The organism is Litoribacter populi (assembly GCF_007483685.1).
GTDB classification, from domain to species: Bacteria; Bacteroidota; Bacteroidia; order Cytophagales; family Cyclobacteriaceae; genus Litoribacter; species Litoribacter populi.
In genome coordinates this window covers 3,559,662-3,585,384 of record NZ_VMKN01000001.1, presented here as the reverse complement: position 1 = coordinate 3,585,384, position 25,723 = coordinate 3,559,662, and the positions used below count along the sequence as shown (strand labels likewise).

Annotated in this window: 27 protein-coding genes and 1 other RNA gene; 13 read left to right on the top strand and 15 right to left on the bottom strand. The window is 42.4% G+C overall.

Annotated features, from left to right (window positions below; all coding sequences use genetic code 11):
• Positions 1 to 82: 82 nt before the first annotated feature.
• Together FPL27_RS15585 and FPL27_RS15580 are read left to right on the top strand one after the other, a co-directional pair.
• Positions 83 to 289, top strand: a complete 207-nt coding sequence (locus tag FPL27_RS15585) for a hypothetical protein (RefSeq protein WP_143962024.1) — start codon at positions 83 to 85, stop codon at positions 287 to 289.
• A 262-nt stretch (positions 290 to 551) separates the two neighbouring features.
• A complete protein-coding gene (locus FPL27_RS15580) occupies positions 552 to 1,493 on the top strand; it encodes a fasciclin domain-containing protein (protein ID WP_143962023.1) in 942 nt (313 codons plus the stop codon).
• Positions 1,494 to 1,635: 142 nt separating this feature from the next.
• On the opposite strand, the gene ssrA is transcribed toward FPL27_RS15580, so the two are convergent.
• Positions 1,636 to 2,043: a transfer-messenger RNA gene (gene ssrA / locus FPL27_RS15575) on the bottom strand.
• Positions 2,044 to 2,168: 125 nt separating this feature from the next.
• Between ssrA and FPL27_RS15570 the strand changes: the two genes are divergently transcribed.
• The 3 genes from FPL27_RS15570 (at position 2,169) to FPL27_RS15560 (ending at position 4,753) form a co-directional block, all read left to right on the top strand.
• A complete protein-coding gene (locus FPL27_RS15570) occupies positions 2,169 to 2,957 on the top strand; it encodes a DUF481 domain-containing protein (RefSeq protein WP_143962022.1) in 789 nt (262 codons plus the stop codon).
• 90 nt (positions 2,958 to 3,047) lie between these two features.
• Positions 3,048 to 4,193 (top strand): DNA polymerase III subunit gamma/tau, encoded by a 1,146-nt coding sequence (locus tag FPL27_RS15565; protein ID WP_143962021.1) that lies wholly within the window; start codon positions 3,048 to 3,050, stop codon positions 4,191 to 4,193.
• A 221-nt stretch (positions 4,194 to 4,414) separates the two neighbouring features.
• Entirely contained in the window at positions 4,415 to 4,753 is a 339-nt protein-coding gene (locus FPL27_RS15560) for a hypothetical protein (protein ID WP_235893457.1), read from the top strand.
• 38 nt (positions 4,754 to 4,791) lie between these two features.
• Here the strand turns inward: FPL27_RS15560 and FPL27_RS15555 are convergent, their stop codons facing one another.
• The 4 genes from FPL27_RS15555 to FPL27_RS15540 all read right to left on the bottom strand — a co-directional run bounded on the left by FPL27_RS15555 (position 4,792) and on the right by FPL27_RS15540 (position 9,301).
• On the bottom strand, positions 4,792 to 5,745 hold the full coding sequence (locus tag FPL27_RS15555) for a DUF3078 domain-containing protein (protein ID WP_143962197.1): 954 nt from the start codon (positions 5,743 to 5,745) through the stop codon (positions 4,792 to 4,794).
• 88 nt (positions 5,746 to 5,833) lie between these two features.
• Positions 5,834 to 7,417 carry a LysM peptidoglycan-binding domain-containing protein gene (locus FPL27_RS15550; RefSeq protein WP_143962019.1) on the bottom strand — a complete coding sequence of 528 codons (1,584 nt, stop codon included), beginning with the start codon at positions 7,415 to 7,417 and terminating at the stop codon, positions 5,834 to 5,836.
• Positions 7,418 to 7,421: 4 nt separating this feature from the next.
• On the bottom strand, positions 7,422 to 8,066 hold the full coding sequence (locus tag FPL27_RS15545) for an O-methyltransferase (RefSeq protein ID WP_143962018.1): 645 nt from the start codon (positions 8,064 to 8,066) through the stop codon (positions 7,422 to 7,424).
• Positions 8,067 to 8,071: 5 nt separating this feature from the next.
• Positions 8,072 to 9,301: a M16 family metallopeptidase gene (locus FPL27_RS15540; RefSeq protein WP_143962017.1), complete on the bottom strand. Its 1,230-nt coding sequence runs from the start codon at positions 9,299 to 9,301 to the stop codon at positions 8,072 to 8,074.
• 128 nt (positions 9,302 to 9,429) lie between these two features.
• Between FPL27_RS15540 and FPL27_RS15535 the strand changes: the two genes are divergently transcribed.
• Positions 9,430 to 10,719, top strand: a complete 1,290-nt coding sequence (locus FPL27_RS15535) for an aminopeptidase P family protein (protein ID WP_143962016.1) — start codon at positions 9,430 to 9,432, stop codon at positions 10,717 to 10,719.
• 218 nt (positions 10,720 to 10,937) lie between these two features.
• Here FPL27_RS15535 and FPL27_RS15530 read toward each other — a convergent pair whose 3' ends face one another.
• On the bottom strand, positions 10,938 to 12,122 hold the full coding sequence (locus tag FPL27_RS15530; RefSeq protein WP_143962015.1) for a dicarboxylate/amino acid:cation symporter: 1,185 nt from the start codon (positions 12,120 to 12,122) through the stop codon (positions 10,938 to 10,940).
• Between the two features lie 605 nt (positions 12,123 to 12,727).
• Between FPL27_RS15530 and FPL27_RS15525 the strand changes: the two genes are divergently transcribed.
• From FPL27_RS15525 to FPL27_RS15515, 3 genes are all read left to right on the top strand, one after another.
• On the top strand, positions 12,728 to 13,381 hold the full coding sequence (locus FPL27_RS15525; protein WP_143962014.1) for a DUF6266 family protein: 654 nt from the start codon (positions 12,728 to 12,730) through the stop codon (positions 13,379 to 13,381).
• Positions 13,382 to 13,567: 186 nt separating this feature from the next.
• A complete protein-coding gene (locus FPL27_RS15520; protein WP_143962013.1) occupies positions 13,568 to 13,861 on the top strand; it encodes a nucleotidyltransferase family protein in 294 nt (97 codons plus the stop codon).
• Positions 13,848 to 14,192 (top strand): HepT-like ribonuclease domain-containing protein, encoded by a 345-nt coding sequence (locus FPL27_RS15515; protein WP_143962012.1) that lies wholly within the window; start codon positions 13,848 to 13,850, stop codon positions 14,190 to 14,192. The genes FPL27_RS15520 and FPL27_RS15515 overlap by 14 nt, the downstream gene beginning before the upstream one ends.
• Positions 14,193 to 14,430: 238 nt before the next feature.
• On the opposite strand, the gene tsf is transcribed toward FPL27_RS15515, so the two are convergent.
• The 5 genes from tsf to FPL27_RS15490 all read right to left on the bottom strand — a co-directional run bounded on the left by tsf (position 14,431) and on the right by FPL27_RS15490 (position 18,046).
• Positions 14,431 to 15,255 (bottom strand): translation elongation factor Ts, encoded by an 825-nt coding sequence (gene tsf, locus FPL27_RS15510; protein ID WP_143962011.1) that lies wholly within the window; start codon positions 15,253 to 15,255, stop codon positions 14,431 to 14,433.
• Positions 15,256 to 15,536: 281 nt separating this feature from the next.
• Entirely contained in the window at positions 15,537 to 16,298 is a 762-nt protein-coding gene (rpsB, locus tag FPL27_RS15505) for a 30S ribosomal protein S2 (protein WP_143962010.1), read from the bottom strand.
• A 48-nt stretch (positions 16,299 to 16,346) separates the two neighbouring features.
• Positions 16,347 to 16,733: a 30S ribosomal protein S9 gene (gene rpsI / locus FPL27_RS15500; RefSeq protein ID WP_143962009.1), complete on the bottom strand. Its 387-nt coding sequence runs from the start codon at positions 16,731 to 16,733 to the stop codon at positions 16,347 to 16,349.
• Positions 16,734 to 16,744: 11 nt separating this feature from the next.
• A complete protein-coding gene (gene rplM / locus FPL27_RS15495; protein WP_143962008.1) occupies positions 16,745 to 17,188 on the bottom strand; it encodes a 50S ribosomal protein L13 in 444 nt (147 codons plus the stop codon).
• A 144-nt stretch (positions 17,189 to 17,332) separates the two neighbouring features.
• Positions 17,333 to 18,046, bottom strand: a complete 714-nt coding sequence (locus tag FPL27_RS15490; RefSeq protein ID WP_143962007.1) for an RluA family pseudouridine synthase — start codon at positions 18,044 to 18,046, stop codon at positions 17,333 to 17,335.
• Between the two features lie 270 nt (positions 18,047 to 18,316).
• Here FPL27_RS15490 and FPL27_RS15485 point away from each other — a divergent pair, with 270 nt between their 5' ends.
• A complete protein-coding gene (locus FPL27_RS15485; RefSeq protein ID WP_143962006.1) occupies positions 18,317 to 18,499 on the top strand; it encodes a hypothetical protein in 183 nt (60 codons plus the stop codon).
• Positions 18,500 to 18,808: 309 nt separating this feature from the next.
• Here the strand turns inward: FPL27_RS15485 and FPL27_RS15480 are convergent, their stop codons facing one another.
• From FPL27_RS15480 to FPL27_RS15465, 4 genes are all read right to left on the bottom strand, one after another.
• Complete coding sequence (locus FPL27_RS15480; protein WP_143962004.1) at positions 18,809 to 19,552, bottom strand: PKD domain-containing protein; 744 nt, start codon at positions 19,550 to 19,552, stop codon at positions 18,809 to 18,811.
• A gap of 91 nt (positions 19,553 to 19,643) precedes the next feature.
• Positions 19,644 to 20,678, bottom strand: coding sequence for a sensor histidine kinase (locus tag FPL27_RS15475; RefSeq protein ID WP_143962002.1), 1,035 nt, complete (start codon positions 20,676 to 20,678; stop codon positions 19,644 to 19,646).
• A 1-nt stretch (position 20,679) separates the two neighbouring features.
• The gene (locus tag FPL27_RS15470) at positions 20,680 to 21,369 is read right to left on the bottom strand and encodes a response regulator transcription factor (protein WP_143961999.1); all 690 of its coding nucleotides are present in this window, start codon (positions 21,367 to 21,369) and stop codon (positions 20,680 to 20,682) included.
• Positions 21,370 to 21,551: 182 nt separating this feature from the next.
• Complete coding sequence (locus FPL27_RS15465) at positions 21,552 to 22,340, bottom strand: DUF3108 domain-containing protein (RefSeq protein ID WP_185974391.1); 789 nt, start codon at positions 22,338 to 22,340, stop codon at positions 21,552 to 21,554.
• 183 nt (positions 22,341 to 22,523) lie between these two features.
• Between FPL27_RS15465 and recA the strand changes: the two genes are divergently transcribed.
• The 3 genes from recA (at position 22,524) to FPL27_RS15450 (ending at position 25,702) form a co-directional block, all read left to right on the top strand.
• Complete coding sequence (gene recA, locus FPL27_RS15460) at positions 22,524 to 23,558, top strand: recombinase RecA (protein ID WP_143961997.1); 1,035 nt, start codon at positions 22,524 to 22,526, stop codon at positions 23,556 to 23,558.
• Between the two features lie 268 nt (positions 23,559 to 23,826).
• Positions 23,827 to 24,522, top strand: a complete 696-nt coding sequence (locus FPL27_RS15455; RefSeq protein ID WP_143961995.1) for a PKD domain-containing protein — start codon at positions 23,827 to 23,829, stop codon at positions 24,520 to 24,522.
• Positions 24,523 to 24,676: 154 nt separating this feature from the next.
• The gene (locus FPL27_RS15450) at positions 24,677 to 25,702 is read left to right on the top strand and encodes a polysaccharide deacetylase family protein (protein ID WP_143961993.1); all 1,026 of its coding nucleotides are present in this window, start codon (positions 24,677 to 24,679) and stop codon (positions 25,700 to 25,702) included.
• The last annotated feature ends 21 nt before the right edge of the window (positions 25,703 to 25,723 follow it).

Sequence of the window (25,723 nt, the reverse complement as noted above, 5' to 3'; positions counted from 1 at the left end):
CAGATATAGATAAAAGTATTTTATAAATAACTTTTCTCTTTGATTAATAAGGATACATTGTTTAACATTAATTAATGACACTATGAAATACGTGATTAAACTTGAGATTAACGGGGTTGATTTCGAAATCAATACGGAGGCTTCCAACGAAAGAGAAGCAAAAGACATTATGTGGGAAACCATTAGAAAGAGCACAGCAATCCGTGCCATTGATGTAGAGCCCGTTGCTAACGGTAAAACGATGAGTAGTAGGTTTGTTGATGGACTTAAAAGTGCCTTGTTATTGTAAGAACTTTACTTTTTCATGATACTTTTTAATAGGCGGTTATAATTGGATTTTTTGTCACGAGAGAAAATTGCCCCGAACCTTAGAGGTTCGGGGCATTTTTTTTTTAATAAAATGGTTTTTTAAAAACGCCCTAAAAACGATCTCTGAGGGTATTTTCCATTTTTTTTATAAAAATGTTTAACTTTTTTTAATTATTATTAAACAAATGGTAGTCTTTTCGGATTTACTCTATAATATCAAGTAATTCAAAATAAAAAGAATCATGAAAGCACAGACCTTAAAAAATTTGATGTTAGCTCCTTTGCTAACTTTCGGATTGGTGGCATGTAACGACACTACCCCAACCGACCCGATGCCCGATGTAGAGCGGGATATTGTAGACATTGTATTGGAGAATAATGATTTCAATACTTTGGAGGCGGCCTTAATACAGGCTGATTTGGTGGCGACACTGCAGGGACCGGGACCGTTTACGGTATTTGCTCCTACAGATGCAGCTTTTACCGCATATCTAGGGGACAATGATTTGGAGGCTAATGACCTTTTGAATAGTCCAGCATTGGGTGATGTGCTTACTTATCATGTGGTATCAGGAGCCGTAACTTCAGGGCAACTTTCAGCAGGAGCTCAAGGAACGGTTAATGGAGCCGATTTTTATCTAAGTGAAGATCCCGAAGGCAGCTGGTGGATAAATGGAAATACAAGAATTATCGATGCTGATATTACGGCTTCAAACGGTGTGATTCACGTACTTGATTATGTGATTGTGCCGCCAAGCCAGACCATAGCTGGAATTGCAGTAGATGCAACTGAAGGGGATGACCCTGAGTTTACACAATTGGTGGGAGCATTGCAGCGTGCTGATTTGGTTGGTGCTGTAAATGATAGTGAAGCAAATTACACTGTATTTGCTCCTACCGATGCAGCTTTCCAGGCGCTATACGATGCCTTAGGCGTGAATGGATATGAGGATATCGACATTGAAACATTGACTGCGGTATTGACGGCACACGTAGTTCCTTCGAGAGCATTTTCTCAAGATTTGAGACAAGGTGATGAGTTGGCAACTTTAAATCCTGATGCAACATTGACAGTTGATTTGAGTGCTCTGACTGTAGGAGGTGCTAATCTAAATGCTGATATGTTAAATATCCTAGCGACTAACGGAGTTGTTCACGTGATCAATGATGTGATTGTCCCATAAATTATACAATTGGTTTAAAAAGATTAAAGTAGGTTAAGGGAAAGTAAAAAGGCTGCCGGAGCGTTTCGGTAGTCTTTTTTGGTTTTAATATAGACATAAAAAAACCTTGCAAATATCTCGCAAGGTTATTTTTCAATTGTTTCGGTGGAGCTGGCGAGAGTCGAACTCGCGTCCAGATAGGGAAACACCGTACCGTCTACATGCTTAGTTACCTTTTAGATTTTCGACACCGGACTGCTGGGTAACACACCTATCCAAGTGCTTAGCTATTTAATTTCGCGGCTATTTAATAGCATCATAACCACTAGCTCTGTCTTATCGACACCTCATATACTGCTCCGACAAGGCAAAAAGCAGCGAGATGATGGCCGGGGAATTCTCTTGAACTCGACCCTAAAGCCTGTAAATTATACTCTAAGAGTGATAATTAGGCAGCCATGGCGTAATTAGATTCGCCAAGTATAGTTCGTATGAATTATTCAAGGGCGTACATACTCCACCCTGCATGCGAGCCCAATCTTCACACCTACTGTCAAAACCAGTCAGCCCCATTCAATCAATAGACAAAGATAAAGGAATATTTGTTCCCAAAAAAGGTCAAAGGGTTCTCAACCCTGTCCTTTTTTCTGAAAGCAATCTTTGTTAATTTCGCTTTGAAACTAAATCAAGCCTGTTTTGAAGAAACTCATTCTACTGTTTTTATTAATCATTCCTTTTTTTGCTAAATCCCAGATATTGAACATCGAGAGACTTAGGATGGAGAAAGATACCGCCAAAGCCTTCATGATGAAAACCACTTTCGGCTTGAATGTATTTAATCGAAGTGCCGCAGCAGACGAGCCGGTTAACCTTTTTGGTTATAATCTGGACATTAACGCCATTTACTATCCCTCAAAACATGCCACAATTTTAGTGTCCAAGTTTGACTATTTAAGAATCAATGATTCTGATTTCCTTAATTTTGGATTTGTTCATGGTAGAGTAAATTGGTATAGGGATAGGAAACTGAATTATGAGACGTATGCGCAATATTCCTTTGATAATTTTCGAAGACTGGATCCCCGTTGGGTATTTGGAGGGGGGATTCGAAACAGATTAGTTGATTCTAATAAGCTCTCTTTAACGTTGGGAGTAGGTTTACTATATGAGTATGAGCGTTGGCAGCATCCAGAGAATGAACAATATGTGGAGGTAGATTTTGTCAAAAGTTCTAACTACGTGGCTTTTCGATACACGATTAATCAATATGTGGATATCAATATGGTGAACTATTATCAGGTGGGCTATGATCAGTCCATAAACAGACTGCGCAATAGGGTAAGCAGTTCCACCATCCTAAATACCAAATTCACTGAAAAACTGTCTTTTACCAACACGTTCGATGTTTCCTATGAAGACAGGCCTATCATCCCAATCACCAATGTGATCTTCTCATTTCGGACAGGTTTGTCATTAGATTTTTAAACAGGCAGACAATCAGGTAAGTATGAGTTAAAGGGTAGGAATTTAAAATTCTTTGGTCCCTGTATTAGAATAATTTTATATCTTGCGGTGATGGAAAATTTCGTAGTTTCTGCCAGAAAATATAGGCCTTCCAATTTTAAAAGTGTAGTCGGACAACAGCACATCACGACCACTCTCAAAAATGCGATCAAAAACAATCATTTAGCGCAAGCTTTCTTGTTTTGTGGTCCAAGAGGGGTGGGCAAGACTACGTGTGCCCGTATTTTGGCCAAAACTATCAACTGCGAAAGCATCACTTCTGATTTTGAAGCCTGTAATGAATGCGACTCTTGTAAAGCATTCAATTCTAGCGCCTCATTTAATGTTCACGAGCTCGATGCTGCCTCTAACAACTCTGTGGAGGATATTCGTAATCTTGTGGAGCAGGTCCGCTATGCGCCTCAAAAAGGCAATTACAAGATCTACATCATTGATGAGGTTCACATGCTTTCCACAGCGGCTTTCAATGCGTTTTTGAAAACCCTAGAAGAACCGCCAAAGTATGCCATTTTCATTTTGGCTACTACAGAAAAGCATAAAATTATCCCTACCATCCTTTCTAGATGTCAGATTTTTGACTTTAACAGGATTCAGATTCAGGATATAGGTGAGCATCTCAAGTATATTGCTTCTGAAGAATCGATTGATTATGAAGAAGAGGCCTTGAGATTGATCGCAACAAAAGCCGATGGTGCCCTTCGGGATGCCTTGTCAATTTTTGACCTTATAGTAACTTATTCGGCAGGTAATAAATTGACCTACCAGGAGACGATCGACAATCTCCATATCCTTGATTACGATTATTATTTCAAGGTGACGGATGCTTTGTTGAATGAAAGTATTTCCGAGACGCTTTTAATTTTCAATGAAATTCTGAAAAAAGGCTTTGACGGTCACAATTTTATTGTAGGTCTAAGCGAGCATTTTAGAAATTTGATGGTCTGCAAAGACCCAGCGACAGTAACCTTACTGCAGGTTTCAGAAAGTGCACAAGAACGCTATGTTCAGCAAAGTGCTGCTGCAAATCTTTCTTTTATCCTTTCAGCCTTGAATGTGTTGAACCAGTGCGACATTCATTATAAGTCTAGCAAAAACCAACGTTTGCACGTTGAATTAGCCCTGATGAAGTTGGCCAAATTGCCTCAGGCAATTAATTTGGCAGCAGTGGCACAGGAAGACGCAAAAAAAAAAGACTGAGTAAATCAGCTCCAAGCACTGCATCCAAGCCCGTAACAGATACTCAACCTACCGGAAACAAAGCCCAGGTAAAGAAAACTATTGCCATTCCTACGAGCCTTTCTGCCGTACAGCAGACTATTAAGGATCGACCCGTAGAGGTCAAGACCACTAAGACGGAAACAACCGTTCAAGACTCATCGAATCTTCGGAACCCATTTGATAAACCCACCTTACAGGGAGTGGTCAATGATATCATAGAAGAATATAAGCAAAGTGGGAAGTCCATGGAGGTGGCGGTGCTTAAGCAACCGTTGCAGTTAATTGATGAGGAGGTTACTTTCTTGCTGAGTGGAGATCTTCAAAATGATATCTTTCAAAAAGTAAAGCCAGAGCTAACTGGACTATTGAGAAGAAGACTTCAAAATTACAAAGTGGATGTATTTTCAGAAATCAAAGAGGACGCAGCGAGTTCCGGCTCAAAGCTTTACACCTCTACGGACAAGCTTAATTACTTAAGAGAAAAATCGCCAGCTTTGAAGGAGTTGCAAAAAAGATTTGGGTTGGAGACTGATTTTTAGAAATTTTAGGGTTCAACGTTCACCACAGATTTCTCCACTTAAAAATCTATTCCAATCCCGAAATTTATCAAGTTCTGCAACTGAATTGCTCTGGAGGAGGTACCGTCTTCCATTTCGATAAATACATTCTCATCGTAAATAAGAACAGTTTCTATTCGGGTGGTGATAAACCTGTTTACCCTCATGGAAAGGATGGAGTTGAAATTGACCACGGTGTTGCCCAGGGTTTCATAATTGGAAAAGAGGTTGAGATCTGCTCTCCAATTGACATTTTCCATCAACGTCAAATTGGTTGAAGAACTTATAGAAATACCAGCTTCGGCTCTGACCCGCTCCCCGGGAATAACCCCAAAAGCTCCTGCTCTACTCAAAGAATCATCCAATACCACCGTAAAACGGCCAGTGAATGGGGAAATGATGGCAGAAAACCTATCTTTCTCCCTGAAGGTCTTTTGATAATTCAGACCCGTGGAAGATTGGATGTAACCAGGGCTTAATAGATCTGAAATGACATTTCGTTGTTCCCGTTCCGAGCCGGCTGGTCTAAAATAACGGTAACCTTTCAATAATTGGGTCCTTGCATCGATCTGGGTAGAAAGATATAGCTTCGGTGTTAGTTCTCGACCATATTTACTTATGAATACGAAATTGTCGTTAGTTTTTCTTGTTGCAAATGCCCGGTCAGATTGCCGCATAAAGCCATAGTTGATCGTAAGCTTAGTATCCCAAATCCGATCATCCTTTTCATAATTGGCAAAAAGGGTAAGGCCAGTATTGAGCGCCAAAGAACTTTGCCCCCCAGCAGCCCAATTAGTAAGACTTACTTGCTGTACGCTTAGGTTGAAGTTTCCCCCCTGTTGCCAGTAAACAGGCTTCTCCTCCGGGGTTACGATCAATGAATCCCCCAATACTACAAGGGTGTCTCCGTCGATAAAAACTGTATCAGCCTTTATAACATCCTGCGCCCAGGCTACTTGTGTGCCCAAAAGCATCAGGAAAACCAATACTCCAAAGGCTTTTCCCAAAATCTTATGATCAATATGCGTCAAGGTTCAATAGTTGGTTTGCGAGGCAAAGTTATTACTTTCTTATGATTAAATCCTGACCAATACTCAAAATGCTTTCGGGTCCAAGATTATTCCAGTTTCTTAATTCGTCAACTGTTACTTCATATTTTCGGCTAATAGCAAAAAGCGTTTCGCCCGCTGTAACCTTATGAACAGTTGTGCTTGACCTTGATTCAGCCGGCTTGACTGGCTGAGTTTGGGAAGCAGGTGCTGTATGGTTTGGTGCACTTTGCTGTGGCGGTGCCTGCTGAGTTTGTTGTTGAGCCACATGCCTTGCAGGAGGATTCTGGGGGGGAGGGGAGGCAGGCCGTACGATTCGGATATCCTCGTTTCTTTTTCTGTAGTCTTGCAGTTTTAAAACCATCCCAGGTTTCAAATCCTTATCTCTGGATATTCTGTTTTTTGCTTTCAAGGAATTTAGTCTGATGCCATGCATCTGAGATATTTCCCATAAGGTTTCACCTGCTTTTACTACGTGCTCTTCAGCATGCTTAGCTTTTGATTTTTTCCTCTTTGTGTAATAATAGGAACCAGCTTCAATACGATCCCTCTTCTTAAGATCATTCACACGCCTAATTTTCCGCTCTCTTTTACCGATTCGGTCTGCAAATGCTTCAATGCTGGAATTCTGAGCAGCTTGTACAGCTTTGATGTTGTTGACTTTGATCTGGCCTGGCTGGGTAGCTTTGTTTGTGTTGCCGGTTACCCTTGGATAGGCGCTTTGGTTGTTTCGGTAAATGTCCACATCTGTTTGTCCCTGATTGCTTGCCAAGGCCGGTCTAGGAGGTGTACTACCATCGCGGACGTAAACCACGGTATATGTTCTGTCCCCTGGGATTTTCCCACTGGTCGCCCACTTATTATATTCTTTAAGGTGTGCTTCAGTTACTCCAAGTTGTCTGGCTACGGTGCTGAAATCTGTAGGACCGTTTACTCTAAATTCTTCTAGGTAAGTTCCGTTGCTTACAAGTTTGCCTACTTGATTCTCAAAAGCTATTTTATGGGCCAGGAATTTTTTAAAGTACCAATGCGTGTTTTTATCGATGTCCACAACCTTTTTTCCATGCATAGAAGTGCCGTAATAACCTTTGGCCCCTCCAAGCCCCATTAAGTAGGACACCACCGTAGTCATCCAGTTGTCTAGGTGACCATGATGTTTTTTCAAATATCTAGCTGCCCCACGGGTGGAACTGACCACATTTTTTCTTTCATCAATCTGGTTGTCAACTCTTAAAAAAACCTCTTCTGCCGTTCCCTTTTTAAATTGCCAAAACCCTACAGCATTTGAAGTAGAAACTGCATCGGGTATCAAGCTACTTTCTTGGATGACCATATATTTTACATCCATGGGCACGCCTTCTTCCCTCAAAACTCTCTCAATTGTAGGCATATATAGGTTTACCCTATCCAGCTTCATTTGAAAATAATGTTGACTCCTATAAAGAGCGTCAACATCCTGTTGGATTTCCCGCTGAGCATGGGCATTCAGGCGCAGCGTCATGTCGGCAAACTTGATCTCCCGGGGAACCTGTGGGGTTTGGGCAAAAGCCAATTGACTGAAAAGGATTAGGGCAAAAAGTAAAAGTCTTACTCTCATAATATTAAAGTTTTCTGGCCATCATGATACCATCACGTATGGGCAAAAGTACGTTTTCCACTCTGGGGTCTGCTTGGACCATTTTATTAAAATTTATTAGGGCTTGGGTATCCTTATCAATCTTTTTACCCGTGTTACCCAATATTTTTCCTGACCATAAAACATTATCGGCTAAAATAATGCCTCCCTTGTTCATCCTGTCAATGACTAAATCATAATATAGGCCATAATTTATCTTGTCGGCATCTATGAAGACCATGTCAAAATTTCCTTCAAGCTGAGGAATCAGTTCGAGTGCATTGCCTAATTGAAAATCTATCTTGTCAGTAAGACCAGCCTTTTCAAAAAAGCCGCGGACCATTTCCTCCAGTTCATCATTGATGTCTAAAGTTATCAATTTGCCTTTTTCCGACAAACCTCTAGCCATACATACGGCGGAATAGCCTGTATAGGTGCCGATTTCCAGAATAACGCTGGGATTGAGCATTTTAGTGAAAAGTTCTAAGGTTTTTCCCTGAAGTTGCCCGGAAAGCATTCTAGGCATCAATACTCGGGCATGGGTTTCCCTATCAATGTGCTTTAAAATTTCGTCCTCGGGTGAAGTATGGTCCTGGCAGTAGGCCAGCAATTCTGGGCTGATAAACTCCATGATTTTTATTTTGGTAAATAAGTAAGGTAACTGAATTCCTCTGGGGCCAACTGTTCTACAGCCAACTCCTGAAGCTCTTCGGCGGTGGTTTTTTGAATGATGTTGAAAATGGTGTCCAAGTCATCAATTTTGCCTTTATCCAGCAAGGTTTTTCCCAAGACTAACATTAGGGCCGCATGGTTTTCTTCTGCCATGGCCATTTGCCCAATAGCCTGTTCTTTGGCCATGTGAAGCTGCATGGTGCCCAGTTTTTGGTTTCTGAGTTTTTCCATTTCCTTCAAGACCAACTTTTTGGCTCGATTGGCATTTTTGGGTTCCGTACCATAAAATATTCCCAAAAACCCTGTGTCCGTATAAGCCTGATAGGTGCTTTCCACGGCATACACATAGCCATGTTTTTCCCGAAGGGCCAAATTCAAACGGCTATTCATACTTGGTCCTCCCAAGATATTATTGAGAAGGTGAAGCTTGAATCGGTCCGTATGGTATAGATCCAGTGAAGGTTTGCCAATGGCGTAAAGCGACTGTGATATGTCCTTTTTTACAGTTTTCACAGTTGGCTGATAGGTGGAGAAAGAACTCCTTTCGTAAAGTCGCTTTTTGATGGGGATTTCCAAAAGGTATTTTTCTACCTGCTTGATTACTTTGGAAAAACTAATATTGCCTACCACGGAAAAAATTATCCGGGAGGTATCCAATCTGGTGGCCAGAAAATCAAAGAAGTCCTGTTGGGTAAATGAGCTTACAGTTTCTTCTCTACCTAAAATATTTCTGCCCAAAGCATGGTTTTCGAAAATCTGTGCATCAAAATCATCTTGAATGGCATCTTCCGGACTGTCCCGATACATGGCCATTTCCTCTAGGATTACATGTCTTTCCCGCTCAATCTGCTTTTCCGGAAAAACGCTGTTGAATGTGATGTCACAAAGCAACTCAGCAGCTTTGTTGAAATGCTCCTTTAAAATAGTGCTGTAAAAGCAAATCTTCTCCTTGGTGGTATAGGCATTGAGCTCCCCGCCCACAGAGTCCAGACGATTGAGAATATGAAAGGCTTTACGCTTCTTGGTGCCCTTGAAGGCCATGTGTTCCCAGAAATGGGCAATTCCTTCCTGCTCCTTAGTTTCGTCCCGACTCCCGATGTCCAACACAAACCCACAATGAATTAATCTAGTGTAGGTGACTTGTTGATGAACTATTCGGATGCCGTTGGGCAATTCTTTTATATTATATGACATTTTGTACTTCTTACCGCGATCAATGTACAAAAATAACAGACTTTCGCGGGATATTTTCTAATTTAGAATTTAGATTGAAATCAGGTTTTTGTCCTTGTGACAAAGCTAAAAACTTAAAACCAACATTTATGAGATACCGTCCTTTAGACAAATCTTTATATATCCGGAACCGGGAAAAGCTGGTGGACATGCTTAAGCCTAATTCCTTGGCTATTTTTCACGCCAATGACATCCTGCCCACCAATGCTGACGGGACTATGCCGTTCAGACAAAATAACGATCTTTTTTACCTCAGCGGAATCGATCAAGAGGAGACCGTATTAGTTATTTGCCCAGATTTCCCCAATGAGGACATGAGGGAGATCCTTTTTATCAGAGAGACCAATGAGCATATTGCTGTCTGGGAAGGGCATAAGTATACCAAAGATGAGGCTTTTGAAGCTTCGGGTATCAAGAATATCCAATGGGTAGAGAATTTCGATGGGGTGGTTAATACCTTGGCTGCTTTGTCGGAAAACATTTACCTTAACACCAATGAGCATCTAAGGGCTTCTGCACAGGTAGAAAGTCGCGATGCCCGACAGATGAAAATGATTAAGGAGAAGTTTCCTCTCCATAATTATCATAGGGCTGCACCGCTTATGCATCAGCTAAGAGCAATCAAGGAAGATCTTGAAATTACCCAGTTGCAGGTTGCTTGCGATATCACGGAAAAGGCTTTTAGAAGAGTGCTTCAATTTGTGAAACCAGGTGTGAAAGAGTATGAGATTGAAGCGGAGTTTATGCATGAATTTTTGCGTAATGGCAGCAGAGGATTTGCCTATACGCCAATCATCGCCTCTGGTGCCAATGCCTGCGTTTTGCATTATATCGAGAACAGCCGCCCTTGTAATGATGGTGACTTGATTCTTTTTGATGTTGGCGCTGAATATGGAAATTACAATGCAGACATGAGCCGTACCATACCGGTTAACGGTAGGTTTACACAGAGGCAGCGCCAGGTTTATGATGCCGTTTTGCGGGTTCAACGTGGAGCTTTCGATATCTTAAAACCAGGTACCAATATTCAGGATTACCACAAGGAAGTGGGAAGAATCATGGAAAGTGAGTTGATAGGTCTTGGTTTGTTGGATAAAACTGATGTTCAAAATCAGGATCCAAAGCAGCCACTTTATAAAAAGTACTTTATGCACGGGACCAGTCATCATATTGGTTTGGATGTGCACGACGTTGGAACCATGTATGAGCCGATCCGTCCAGGAATGGTGTTCACCGTGGAGCCGGGTATTTACATCCAAGAGGAAGGCCTAGGGATCCGTTTGGAAAATGATATTGTGATAGAGGAAGATGGATTCTTTGATCTCATGCGCAACATCCCGATCGAGGCTGAGGAGATCGAGGATTTGATGAATCGATAATCTACAAGGGGACACGGAGTTTCGCAGAGTTTTAATTGAGTTTCGCAGAAGCCTAAGTCCAGGCCACTAAGTCCCGGAAGTAAAAAGAAGTCGCACAAAGTTTTTTTGTGCGACTTCTTTTTTGCTATTGTAGCATATTTGGTCAGGTCGTCCAATTTTTTTTCGTAGGAGAGGCTCTGTGGAACTCTTTTTAAACTCCTTTAACTCTGTGTCCCATTTTACGCCGCCACAGCCTCTTTTTTCTCCTTTTTCGTCAGCTTATCCATGATGACTGCTATGGCCCCGTCGCCAGTGATGTTGGTGGCTGTGCCGAAGCTGTCTTGGGCTAGGTAGAGGGCGATCATGAGGGAAATCAATACGTCATTGAAGCCCAGCATGGTCTGTAGCAATCCCAAAGCTGCCATTACTGCGCCACCAGGTACTCCAGGTGCAGCAATCATGGTCACGCCCAATGCCAATATAAACGGAAGAAAATCCATTAGCTGCACGTCCATACCGTTGACTACCATGATGGCTAGGGCGCAGGCTGTGATGGTGATGGTGGAGCCCGACAGGTGAATGGTGGCACAAAGCGGTACCACAAAGTCAGCAACAAAGCCTCTAACCCCGTTCTTTTTGGTTTGCTCTAAGGTTACGGGAATAGTAGCCGCCGAGGATTGCGTTCCCAAAGCTGTAAAATACGCTGTCATCATGTTGCGGATCATGGTGAAAGGGTTTCTTTTCGATATACTTCCTGCGATAAAATACTGGGTGGTAATGACCGTAAACTGCAGGAGGATGATGACGATAAAAACTTTAAAGAAAACTCCCATGATCTCACCCACCTGACCTGCAAAGGCCATGTTTGCGAATATTCCCATCACATGGAAAGGAAGAAGTGGGATGATGATGGCTGTGATCATCTTGGTGATGATTTGCTGAAACTCGTTCATGACCTTTTTAAGCCCGTTGCCTTCAATGGCAGCTATGCCTATCCCTAAGGTAAAAGCGATCAGCAAAGCTGTCATCACCCCCATAATAGGTGCCATTTCCACTACAAAAAGCGGTTCCACCAAGGAATTTTCAGGATTGTCCATGTTTCCGATGGAAAGTGAGCCCGGGGTAAGGATGTATTGGAACATACTTGAGCCAGCTCCAAAAGTCAACAAGCCCGAAAAAACTGTAAATCCATAGGCAAGCAATGCGGTAAGTCCGAGGGTTCGGCCGGCCCCTCTTCCAAGGTCACCGATGCCAGGGACGATAAAACCGATGATGATGAGTGGGATGGCAAAGCCGAGGAAGTTTCCGAAGATGCCGTTGAAGGTGGCAAGGACGGCGGTGAACATTTCGGGGAGATAAGAGCCGATAAGGATACCGACAATGATGGCTAAGATCAGGCGGGGCAAAAGGCCTATTTTCTTCATGAAGTCAAATAATAGATTTTACTGAATTGGTAAAAATAAGGGAAGTAGGGGAGGGGAGAAAGGAAAAGTTGAGAAAAGACCGAAGACCGAAGACGGAGGACAGAAGAGCCACCAAGGCGCGAGGGCGCAAAGAAAGTTGTTACACTCTAAATTCTTTGGGTCTTCAGGCCTTTGGGGTATATAAAAATTGATTTGAATTCAAATCAAAATAGAGTAAAATTGATTTGAGTTCAGATCAAAGATTAATTAACTGCCACAACTGTGGGAATGGTCAGTGACTCCTGACCTGGTGGGAATTGCCTCGAATGCACGAATTTAAATGGAGTCAGAGACTCCTGACTCAGGGTTCCAGGTCAGAGACCTGGAACAACCAAGAGTGATATCATTAGTGTAGGATTATAATATTGGGTAATATCCCATATGATTTTCAGATTTTCTTCGGATTTTAATCGGAAGGGAACTGATGATGTAATGAAATGGGATGCTGAATTGTGTAATTTTATGCAAATTTTGTTGGATAGTGCGTATTCATTTGTAAGTGGTCGGGTGTAAGAGTATTTTCGGTTGTATTTATACTATAATCAAAATAACCTAAAACACTTTATATGGGAAAAAACATAGGTTTCACAGCAGGCTTTCAGGGCAAAGTCGATGGGTTTGTTTATTACAAAGTGAATAGTGTCAGTTACGTAAGAGCTAAGCCAAATAAGAGTGGAGGGAAGCGACCTTCCTCCCAAGTTCAGAAAATCAATCAAAGCAAATTTGGAGTTGCATCAACTTTTATGAAAAAATTTGCTCCGATAGTTCGGTTTGGGTTTCAGAATGAGGTGCTGGGCATGCGCTCTGCAATAAATGTGGCTGTGGGGTATGCCCAAAGCAATGCCATAATTGGATTGACAAGTTACTATAGGATAGACCCTCAGAGGGTCTTGGTAAGTAAGGGGAATCTGGAAGGGCCAATGGAAGCCAAAGTGGCCTGGAAGGATGATGCTACCGTCTTCTTCACCTGGAAAAATAATTCTTTTATGGGCTCAGCCAAACCTATTGATAGAGTGATGTTGGTATTGGTGCACGAGAAGGAAAACTGGCAGGAGTATGTCTTGGAGGGGAATGGAAGGCTTGAAGGTGCCCAAGAACTCAAACTTCCTTATCCCGGCAAGTGGCAAGGTCAGACCTATGCCTATATTGCTTTCAGTAGGTACAGTCCGGGAAAAAAAAGGTACTGGATTTCAAATAGCGAATATTTGGGGATGATATAGAAGAAGAGAAAAGAGAAAGGGGGGGTAAAAGCCACGAATGCACGAATTTATAATGAAGTCTGAGACTCCTAACTCAGCAGTTCCAGGTCAGAGACCTGGAATAACCAGAACTTGAAGGTAATCAGGATGTAATTAGCCCCAACCATTTTTACTCGTAATCTGTTTAATAAGTAAAATTAAATTGCGATGATTTCTGAAACTCAGAGAGATGCTATCATTAGGGTGCTGCAACCGCTGGGCCCTAAATCCATCAGTGTTTTTGGTTCCTACGCCAGGAATGAAAATCACAGTGGAAGTGATCTTGATGTTTTGGTTGAATTTCAAGGCACTGTAAATCTTTTGGATATCATCGGTGCTGAAATGGAATTGACGGAAGTACTAGGTGTGCAGGTGGACCTCTTGACCAAGCAGGCTATTTCTCCTAGACTTATGGGCCATATTAATGAGAGCATCCACGAAATTTTTTATGCAGAAAAATGATTTGATTTTTTTATATCACGTCCAAGGGAGCATTCATAAGATTCAAGCCTATACAAATGGAATTTCCGAAGGGGAGTTTCTAAGCAACTCTCTTATTCATGATGCCGTAATTAGAAATTTTGAGATTATTGGGGAGGCTAGTAAGTATCTTTCCGAAGAACTAAAACGCAAGCATCCACAAGTGCAATGGAAAAGAATTGCAGGAATGAGAGATAAACTAATTCACGGTTATTTCGGCGTGGATCTGCTGGCCGTTTGGGCGGTGGTGACTGACATCCTTCCAGGTCTTGATAAAGAAATAAGCCAAATTATTAATCAGATTCGACCGTAGTGTTTGTGAAAAATACTGCCTGAATAGTTAAGGAGGGATTCAGAGACTCCTGACTCAGTGGTTCAGGTCAAATTGCCACGAATGCACTAATGTTTAATGGAGTCAGGAACCTGGAACAGCTGCAACCCATCTCTTTGCGCCTTAGAGTCTTAGTGGCTATTTTAAAACACAACCAAAAAAAACAAAACCCCGGACTTTACAGCCCGGGGTCTTTAATTATGGTATTTCCTAAAGGAAATTATCCGATAGAGATTCTCTTAAAGTCTACTACGGTCAATCCTTTGGATACGCTGTCAAGGTATTGAGCGATGGTCTTGCTGTTGTCTTTCACAAAAGACTGGCTCAACAAAGTGTTTTCTTTGTAGAACTTCTGCAATTTACCCATGGCGATTTTCTCAAGCATTTCTTCAGGCTTGCCTTCTTGTCTTGCTTGGTCTTTACCCACTTCGATTTCTCTTTCTACAGTAGAAGCGTCCACGCCGTCCTTATCAACAGCTACAGGGTTCATGGCTGCAATTTGCATAGCCACGTCTTTGCCTGCTTCTTCTACATCAGAACCGTTTACGTTAGTCAAAGCTACCAATACACCTAATTTACCGTTAGAGTGGATATATGGAACTACAGCTTCGCCTTTTACGATTTCGAAGTGGCTGATGTCGATTTTCTCACCGATTTTACCAGTCATTTCGATGATTTTTTCACCTACTGTAATAGACTCGTAAGGAAGGGCCATGATTTCTTCTTTGGAAGAAACGTTGTTTTGCTCAGCCAGATCAGCGATTGAATTGGCGAAAGCGCCGAATTCTTCATTTTTAGCAACAAAGTCAGTTTCGCAGGTCAAGGAAAGGATGATACCTTTGTCGCCGCTCACTTTAGTCACTACTACACCCTCTTTGGTTTCACGGTCAGCTCTGGAAGCAGATACTTTTTGACCTTTTTTTCTAAGGATATCTACAGCTTTGTCGAAATCGCCTTCAGCTTCGGTAAGGGCTTTTTTACAGTCCATCATACCGGCTCCGGTCATTTGTCTTAGTTTGTTTACCTCTTGTGCAGTAATAGCCATTTTTATAGGAGTTAAAATGTGATATTAAATTTCTTTATGGGCCGCTTGTTGCCATTTTCCCTAACTTTCCTGTTGGTGGGTTAGGAAGACCGAAGACCGATGACCGAAGAGGGCTTGAAGGGAGACTTTACCCACCTTTTCTATGGTCACAGGACTTACTGGCAATTAAGCGGGATTTAAGGCCTGTGGGGCAGGGCCGCCACAGGGGGTAATAACGAAAAATTGAACATAGGTAAGCTTACCGTATGTTCAATTTTTCATTATCAAATAATCATAGTGGATTACTCTTTGGTGTCAGCGTCAACGGCTCTTTTTGCCTCTTCTTCTTCGGCAAGTTTAGAATCGTCCTTGTCTTTCTTTCTTTCAGATAGACCTTCTTCGATTGCAGAACCGATAGCTTTCACTAGCAAAGAGATGGATTTATACGCATCGTCATTGGCTGGGATAGGGAAATCCACCTCGTTAGGGTTGGAGTTTGTATCTACCAATGCGAATACAGGGATACCAAGCTTTTTTGCTTCTGAGATAGCGATGTGTTCTCTTTTGATGTCCACTACAAATAGGGCCGCAGGAAGACGGGTAAGGTCGGCAATACCGCCCAATACGTTTTCAAGCTTCTCTCTTTGTCTGGAGATCATCAAACGCTCCTTCTTAGCAAGGTTTTTATAAGAGTCATCCTTTGACATTTTGTCGATGGTAGACATCTTCTTCAAAGACTTGCGGATAGTAGCAAAGTTGGTCATCATACCGCCCAACCATCTTTCGGTGATGAATGGCATGTTGAGTCTTTTTGCTTCTTCAGCTACTAAGTCTTTCGCCTGCTTTTTGGTAGCAACGAACATGATTTTCTTTCCTGATCTTACGATCTGCTTGATTGCGTTGGATGCTTCTTCAAGGCAAACGAGCGTTTTGTTTAGGTCGATGATATGGATGCCATTCTTCTCCATGAAGATGTATGGCGCCATTCTAGGATCCCACTTTCTTGTTAAGTGTCCAAAGTGAACACCAGCATCCAGTAAGTCTTTATATTCTATATTAGCCATTATTGATATATAAGTATCTTAAAATATATGTTGAAACAAGCTTCCAGATTAACGCTTGGAGAACTGGAATCTTCTTCTTGCTTTTCTTCTACCTGGCTTCTTACGTTCTACCATTCTTGGGTCACGAGTAAGGAAACCTTCCTTCTTCAATGCGCCTCTGTGCTCTTCGTTGAACTGGCAAAGGGCTCTAGAGATGGCCATACGAACAGCTTCCGCTTGTCCTTTGATACCACCGCCGTCTACATTGATATTGATGTCATAGGCATCGTTCTCGTTCACTAGAGCGAGAGGTTGCTTCACAACAATTTGATGCAGGTCGAAAGGGAAGTAAACTTCAAGAGATCTGTTGTTAACAGTGATCTCACCTTTACCAGGCTGCATGTAAATTCTTGCTACAGACGTTTTTCTTCTACCGATTGTATTGATAACTTCCATTAGGTGCAGAATTAAAATTTAACTTCTTTTGGTTGTTGCGCTTCATGAGGGTGCTCGCTTCCGGCATATACGTGCAGGTTGCCGTAAAGCTTTCTGCCCAATCTGTTTTTAGGCAACATACCTCTTACTGCTTTTTCAACTAGGATGATTGGAGATTTCTCCATCAACATCTTTGGAGTAGCAATACGCTGACCTCCTGGGTAGCCAGTGTGACGAACGTATACTTTCTCGTTCCACTTTCTTCCGGTTAGTCTAACTTTGTCTGCGTTGATGACAATCACATTGTCGCCGCAGTCTACGTGAGGGGTAAAGTTTGGTTTGTGCTTACCTCTCAAGATTTTTGCTACCTCACTTGCAAATCTACCAAGTACTTGGGACTGGGCATCCACTACGATCCAGCCTTTCTGTACAGTAGCGTCGTTTGCCGATATGGTCTTATAACTTAAAGTATCCACTGTGTAAATGTTTAATAATTAGCTTGTTAAATACATTTTTCCCTCAAAAAGGGACACAAAGATAGAAGCTTTTCAATTCTAATGCAAAAGAATTGGAAGTTTACTGCCTAATTTTCACCGAAATAGCTAAAAAAGCCTTCGGGTTTATCGTGCGGTTTTTTCCAACTGCTTGATCAATACAGCGAAATCCTTCGGGTAGGGGGCCGTCACCTCTATTCGGGTGCCGTCTGTGCCATCAAACCCAATGGCGTACGCATGTAAGGACACTCTTTGCATGATTGGAAGCTCATCGGTGCCTTTTTTCAGGTTGAATCGTCTTTTTAGGTCTGAAAGGTATAGGTTCTTGCCTCCATACGTCTCATCACCGCAGATGGGGCTCTTCAGGTGGGCAAGATGCACCCGTATCTGATGGAGTCTCCCGGTGACCGGCTTGCACTCTATTAAAGTGTGTGCATAGTAGGTCTTTAGGGTGTTGAAGTAAGTGGTGGCTTGTTTGCCTTCCTTGTTTACCTTGGCGATTCCTTTATTGGTGGCGACCAGGTTGCGGTCCACGAGCAAGTTGTCGTACTCATGTATGCCCTCTGCCACGGCATGGTAGATTTTGTCGACTTTTCTGTGTTCAAACTGTATCGCAATATTTCTATAAGCCTCCTGGTTTTTGGCTATTACCAGGCATCCCGAAGTTTCCTTGTCTAATCGATGACACACCTGGGCATCAGGGGTGTACATCTTGGCCAAATGCAGGATGTTTTGCGCTTCATGTCTATCGTCTAAGGTCGATAGATAGGGAGGCTTGTTGATTACCAGGTAATCGTCGCTTTCAAACAGGATAAGGTCCTCAAAATCTATTTTCTTCATGCAGCTCGCGCCATTCCAATTAAGGCGCAAAATTAAGGGGAAAAGAAATGGAATCAAAATTATATTTTGGAAGAGACGAGTTTAAAATGGGACACAGAGTTTAGACAGAGTTTTAAAAGGAGTTTCGCAGAGGCTGCTCTTCGCGGAGGTTCTTTACCACAGATAACACGGATTGGCAAAGATCATATAATTTCACGCGGCGACCGCAAAGGGATTCGTAACGGGCGCAGCGGGAAACATGGCTTCGAGGAGGAATAGTTTAAAAAGTCGATGGTTGATTCCGGAATCCCATCAATGATTTTTCGCCCATCTTCAGCATACTTGGTAAATTATGGAATTGAGCTTGGGCATCAAGTCGCTAATTTTGACCTTGGACTTTCCATTACCAACAATTCCGAACTGGCCCTCAACAGAACTTTTCATACTGTAATAGTAGGACTCAAGACAGTCTAAAGGATTAGATTATAGATCGATTGGATGAACATGCTTAATCCATGCTTTCAGGATTTGATGTTGAAGAAGGGGGATGGGCCTTTCTGGAGATGAAACAATAATAATAGTTAAAGAAAATAGCTCAGGAAAACACCCGAGCCATTTTTTTTAAACCATACAAACAAATGAGTACTTTATTAAAGTCTATTGTTATTAAAAGTTTTCTAGCGATAAATTGTTTTTGGGATGTTGGTTTTTCGAGGAATTTTTGTTTAAAATAATTAATCTAATGACCTCTGGAACTAAAGTATATGCTTTTACAATCCCTTCTTAAGCCGGGAATTCTACTCTAAACTTCACCTGTACTCTGGAAAACATGGGTATGCCTTCACTTCCGGGCTCTGGATAAATTGTCCCGCCTCTACTATATAGTATAGACCCTTCTTTGTCCTCCTTATTGAAAACCCATTCATCAGAAGTTGCAAATTCATTTGTTGCTATGATTCTACCGTCTTTATGGTCATAGAAATGGATGATTTTGGTTAATGGAAAGCTTTCCGTTTCCCAGGTCAAGGGAAGATCGTTTTGCTCTACATTTGGGGTTACCTCACTTTGGTAATGGATTTTATATTTCTCTTCCTCATTGTCATGATCGTATTCAACTATCCGATAAAATACATCAGCACTGCCTTGCCGGGGATCTGTAATATTTCCGCCTTGTAGCCAATGGTTTTCCAAAAAATTGAGTAACTGCACTTCGTAGATCATAAACTGACCAATTCTGACATCTTGTTGTACTACCCTTTCTTGGGCTGAAGGCCCTATGGTCAAGCTGATAGTGTATATTCCCGGTTCGTCATAAGAAATACTTGGTTCGCGCAGGTTGGAAGTTTGGCCATTGCCGAAGTCCCATTGGTAATTGGTCTCCTGGCTTACATGGGCAAACCTGATGGCTTCTCCTACAGTAAAGTATTCATCCTGTAGGGTGAATTCGGGTGCTGATGGTGTTTCTTCAGGGTTACAACCTGAAATGAGGAAAATGATGAGAAAGCTTAAAAGTAAAGAAGGTTTCATCCTATTAAAATAATTTAATGAAACGGGAAATTAAGGGATTAATTAAAACTATCCAATTAATTTAGGCCATCTTTGGGAAACTAGAAAAGATTTATGCCCCAGGCAGAGAAAAACTAAAAGTCGATCCCTTGCCAATCGTACTTTCCACTTTAATCTTACTTTTGTGGCCTTCGAGGATATGTTTGACAATGGCGAGGCCAAGACCGGTGCCGCCGCCTTCCCGGCTACGGGACTTTTCGACGCGATAGAACCTTTCGAAGATGCGCTTGAGATCTTCCTCAGGGATGCCCTTGCCATTGTCCCTGACGCTCACATGAAGCTTGTTCTTCTTTTTCTCTAATTTTATCACGACTTCCCCTCCGTCATGGTTATACTTTATGGCATTGGAAATAAGGTTTTGGCAGACACGATAGACTTTGTCCTTGTCGGCATGGGTGATGAACTTATCGTTTTTGTCAAAATAGAATCTGACTAGGACATCTCTACGATCGGCCTTATTCTCCAATTGTTCGATGACCTCAAGGATCATGTTCTTGAGATCGAAGTTCTCGAAATGGAACTTCACCACTCCATTCTCCATACGGTTGAGGGTGAGTAGATCCTGCACAAGTTTGTCTAGAGAGTTGAGGCTTTTGGCAGCCCTTTTCAAAAACTTATATCTTACTTCCTCATCCTCCACTGCTCCGTCAAGCAAGGTGTGTACATAGCCCTGGGCGGCAAAAATTGGCGTTTTCAGCTCGTGGGAGATGTCGGCAATGAATTCTTTCCGGAAAACAGCGTTTTTTTGCAGGGTCTCGATTTCCTTGTTTTTGGAAATCGCATAACTGTTGATCGTCTGGTTAATCTTGCGCAGCGGGGAGATGGATGTTCGGTAGGAGTGTTCGGAGATATCCGAAAGGTCTTTTTTCTGCACCTTTTCCAGCAGATGGTAGATATTGGAAATTTCCTTGAAAATGAGGAATTCCAAGGTGATGTAGGTCAGTATGTAAGGCAGGGAAAAGGACAACACGCCCGCTACCACCAGAAGGGTGGGCGTGGCGTCGTCCAATAAGGATAGAAAAGCAACCGTCAGGGCTGCTATGGCCAAGGCCAACAGGAAGGAAATCCCCCTGGAAGTGGTCAGCATTTTAGTTCAATTCAAATTTGTACCCTACTCCTTTTACAGTAGTGATGTAGTCGTCCCCGATTTTTTCCCTTACTTTTCGGATGTGTACGTCCACGGTACGGGCAAGTACAAAGACATCAGCTCCCCAGATGTTCTGCAAGAGATCATCTCTACTGAAGACCATATTAGGGTTTTTGGCTAGAAAATACAATAGTTCGAATTCTTTTTTGGGCAGGGTGATGGTTTTGCCGCTTTGGTCAATGGTATAGCTGGTGCGGTCAATGACCAAATCTTTAATCTTGATCTGGGAGACTTCTTTCTCCTTTTTGGATTCCCTTCTGAAAAGGGCTGCTATACGGCTAAGAAGTGCACGAGGTTTAATAGGTTTGGTGATGTAATCATCTGCTCCCACGTCGAAGGCTGCCACTTCGGAATACTCTTCCGATCGAGCAGTAAGAAATATGATGAAGGTGCTTTTTAGGTCAGGTATCTCCCTGAGCTGCCTGCAGGTTTCAACCCCGTCTTGTAGGGGCATCATGATGTCGAGAAGGATTACTTCAGGTTTGAAGCGGATGGCTGTTTTGACTGCTTTTACTCCATCAGAGGCGGTCTCTACTTCATAGCCTTCTTTTTCTAAATTGTATTTCAATAAATCAATGATATCAGGTTCGTCATCTACGACTAAGACCCTGACCTTGCTTTTTTCGCTCATTGGTGATTGATTAGTGTGTCATGTTAAACCTGCCAGTTTTGGTATCTTGGCAGGTTTTCAGGTTTGAATACAATGCTAATTTAGAAAAAAGAATGGCAATTATAATACTAAACCAAAAGCCAAGGGCTTCCTGTCTTAAGGTGCGGAGGGTTAATGTTAAAGTAATGTTAATGGAAGTTGAATTAATTATTACGCAATCCGCGGGCTTCGGTTATTTCCATGTCCAGGGCACCTACCACGAGGTTGGCTTTGATCTTCACTGGAATTTTGTTTTTGTCGTCTGTTATCCAGACTTTAATGGGATTGTCGCCACTGAATAGCTTGTTATTTGGCATTATTGGCGAAAATTTATAGGTCTCATAGGACCCGATACGAGTGTCCAGCTTTTCTTTGCCCTCGAATATTAACTTTAGGTTATATATTTCTTTATCGAAAAAACCCTTGATATTAACAGTCTCTCCCGGCTTGATCCTGGACAGGTCCATGGTCCTGAGCTGGTAGAAGCCGCTGACCATGTCTTGCACATTCGGAGGGATCTCGTAAGACTGAGTTTCGACCACATTCTTGTTTTCTCGGTCAAAAAGCTTCACGTTAGCTTTTTTGCCCCTATGATCAAAATCCACAATTTCGTGTTTTCGATAATTTCCTTCTTCTATATGTCTATAAGACCGGTGTGGGATAAGTTTGGCGGTATCCAATAGGGTTCCCCAATTGTCCTTGACCTTAAAGATTTTGAAGATGCTCAGGGTTTTACCATACACATCGATCTTATAGGCCGGTCTGTTGTTGATTTGCTGAATTTCGGGGCTGGTTACCATCTTGGCCTCTGCGGCATTGAAAAAGAGGTATTTCACCTTGAAGGTGAGCTCTTCCCCATGAGAAAAAGCCTCGTTTCTGGCCATTGACCCGGTATCGGCCCCTGTCAGCATGATCAAAGAAATAAAAAAGAGAAGTGTTATTCTTATTTGCATGTTTTTTATTTCAATTGCTCTTTCTAACTCCAATGTTAATGGAAATGGTTCGCAATGTCACGTATCTCAGTGTTAAAATTACTAAATAAGTTTCGTTCAACAATGCTTATTTTCTATTGATAATCCCCTTGCGAATGTTTACTTTCACATAATATTTATACGTCAAAAACTACAAAATCATATATGAGCGCAAACGCAGAAAAATTAAAAGCTCTTCAACTTACCATTGATAAGCTTGAAAAGACCTACGGCAAGGGTACGGTGATGAAACTTAGTGATAATCACGTACAAGATGTGCCTGCGATTTCCACCGGTTCCTTAAGCCTTGATATGGCTTTGGGTGTAGGGGGGATCCCTAGGGGAAGGATTGTTGAGATTTATGGACCGGAATCTTCCGGTAAAACGACCCTTTCCATGCACTGCATAGCCGAGGCGCAAAAGGCCGGCGGTCTTGCGGCATTCATAGATGCCGAACATGCTTTCGACAAGTCTTATGCCGAAAAGCTTGGAATCGATACTGAAAATCTCTTGATCTCTCAACCTGACAGTGGTGAGCAGGCATTGGAAATCGCTGAACACCTGATCCGTTCGGGTGCTATTGATATTATTGTGATTGACTCCGTGGCAGCATTGGTGCCAAAAGGAGAACTGGAAGGCGAAATGGGAGACAGCAAGATGGGCCTTCAGGCGCGATTGATGTCCCAAGCGCTTAGAAAACTTACTGGTGCCATTCATAAGACAGGTTGTTCCTGTATCTTCATCAACCAGTTGCGAGAGAAGATCGGGGTGATGTTTGGTAATCCAGAAACCACTACCGGTGGTAATGCCTTGAAATTCTATGCATCAGTGAGGTTGGATATTAGAAGAATCGGTCAGATCAAGGAAAGTGCTGACAACATTTTGGGTAACCGTACCAAGGTAAAAGTGGTGAAAAACAAAGTTGCACCTCCGTTCAAGGTTGTTGAATTCGACATCATGTACGGTGAAGGTATCTCCAAAGTCGGTGAAGTAATTGACCTGGGTGTGGAATTTGAAATCGTCAAAAAAGCCGGCTCATGGTTCTCTTATGAAGGTACAAAGTTGGGACAAGGCCGTGACGCGGTGAAGAATCTACTTTTGGACAATCCTGACTTGATGGAAGAATTGGAGAAAAAGATCAAGGAGAAAGCTGGTATATTGGCCGGAAAAGAAGTGAAAGAAGCTCCTGTGGAGGGGTGATTTAAATAATCTTTAATGAATGGGCACAGAGGTAGTCGAGTATTCGACTGCTCTGTGCCTTTTTTCGTTGTAAAGTTATAAGAACAACTACCTGTTCAAAGGAAAATGCGGTTAAAGGTAAGGAGGAATATTTAGCTCTATATGATAGGAGTTCTATCACCTAATTCTTTTGTTTTGGATATTTTTTTGTAACTTAATTTCCTTAAAGGATCTTTTTACTCACTGGTAGGTTTGCGAATAATAAACTGCCAGATTAAAAAAAATAGGTATGAAGTTAAAATTACTTTTCGTAGCCGTCTTCGCAGTTGGTTTTTTGTCTTGCGACACGGGTGAGAATGTACCCGCTACTCCGGCAGACTTTGAGTTTGCCCAAGAAATGTTTATGGTAAGAGAGGAAATTCGATTTGCGGATGTCCCGGCAGGGGCAGTGGAATATAACTGGGAATATGGGGAAAGAGGAATATCAGAGGTTAGATTGCCACGTTTCTCTTTTAACAACCCTGGTTCGTATCCAGTCACCTTAACAATTAAAACGCCTGGGCCTCAAACCCATACTGTAACAAAAGAAATTAAAATAGGCCAATATTACATTCATCAGTTATCGATTGAGCGGGTTCAACAGGACTACGAGCTTAGAGAAGAAGGAGATACGGAATTGTATATTGTCGTTTCCAGAAGAACGGAGGAGATAGAGGAAGTGGATAGGGTGACGGGGCTTACTGCTGATTTAAATAATCTGCCTGTCACTTTTGATTTGGATGGATTAAAATATGATGCGGGGCCAGAACACAGTATTGTAAGGATTTATGATGCTTCGAATAACTCCCTTATTGCTGTGCATGATCAATTTGGAGCTGCTTCGGCGTTTGGAGATGTGGAGCCAACAGGGGAATATGACCATGAAATTAGGTCCTCAAGTATTTTAGGGACCAGAATGTTACTGAGGTATAATGAAGGGGAATAAATTAAACCCTCATTTAATATTAATAGAAGCGCAAATCTAAGTTTGCGCTTTTTTTATTTTGGATGGGCTGATCTCTCAAAAAATGTTAATGCCGTAATAATCAGTTGTTTTAAGGAGTTGAGATAATGTGACTATAGCATTTATCATTAAGGTTATGATCAGAACATTATTTATAGCAGCGGTTGCTGTGATGATTACCTTTGGCGTGCAGTCCCAGGACAAAGAGACTTATGCCGAAAAGCTTGGGTGGGAAAAAGGGGACAGGGTGCTGATCCTCCACATCGACGATGCAGGCATGTCCTATGATTCGAACCTAGGCACCATCCGGGCGCTGGAAGAAGGCGCGGCCAATTCGGTAAGCGTGATGATGACCTGTCCCTGGGTTCCAGGGTTTGTGAAATATTTGAAGGAAAACCCCGCAGTTGACGCAGGTTTGCACCTGACCATGACTTCGGAATGGGAGGACTACAGGTGGGGGCCTTTGGTGGGCAAGCCGGCTGCTCCCGGCCTGGTGGACGAGGAAGGTGCCATGTGGCGCAACAAAAGGCTGTTGAAGGAAAATGCCTCTGGGGATGAAGTGGAAATGGAAATCAGGGCCCAGATCGAAAGGGCAAGGGAGATGGGCTTTGAGCCTACCCACCTGGATTCCCATATGGGCGCATTGTTTTCTTCTCCCAAATTCATCAAAAAATATGTGGAGCTGGGAATAGAGTACCAGATCCCAATCATGTTGCCCGGCGGCCATAGTACGGCCCTGAGTAAGCAGTTGATGGATGAAGGTTCGAAAAGCGTATTCTCCGTGCCGGTGGAAGTGCGGATGGCCAGGATGGTAGGCAAACGTGTTTGGAACAAAGGATTACCGGTATTGGATGACCTTCACAGCGTGAGCTACGGCTGGAAGTTGCCCGAGGGTGTGGAGGCTACGGACGAGAACCTTCAGAAGATGAAAACCGAGCGGTACATGGAAGACCTTCAGGAACTTCAGCCTGGAGTGACCATGGTGATCATGCACTGTACGGATACTTCAGAGAACTTCGACAAAATTTCTGCTTCTGGAGATTCCAGAAGAGGAGATCTGCTGGCCATGCGGGACCCTAAATTCAAAGAGTTTATTGAAGATGAGGGTTTTATCCTTACCACCTGGAGAGAGCTGAAGGAAAGAAGAGATAGTGTGAAGTGAATTTGAATGGATGTCAGATGT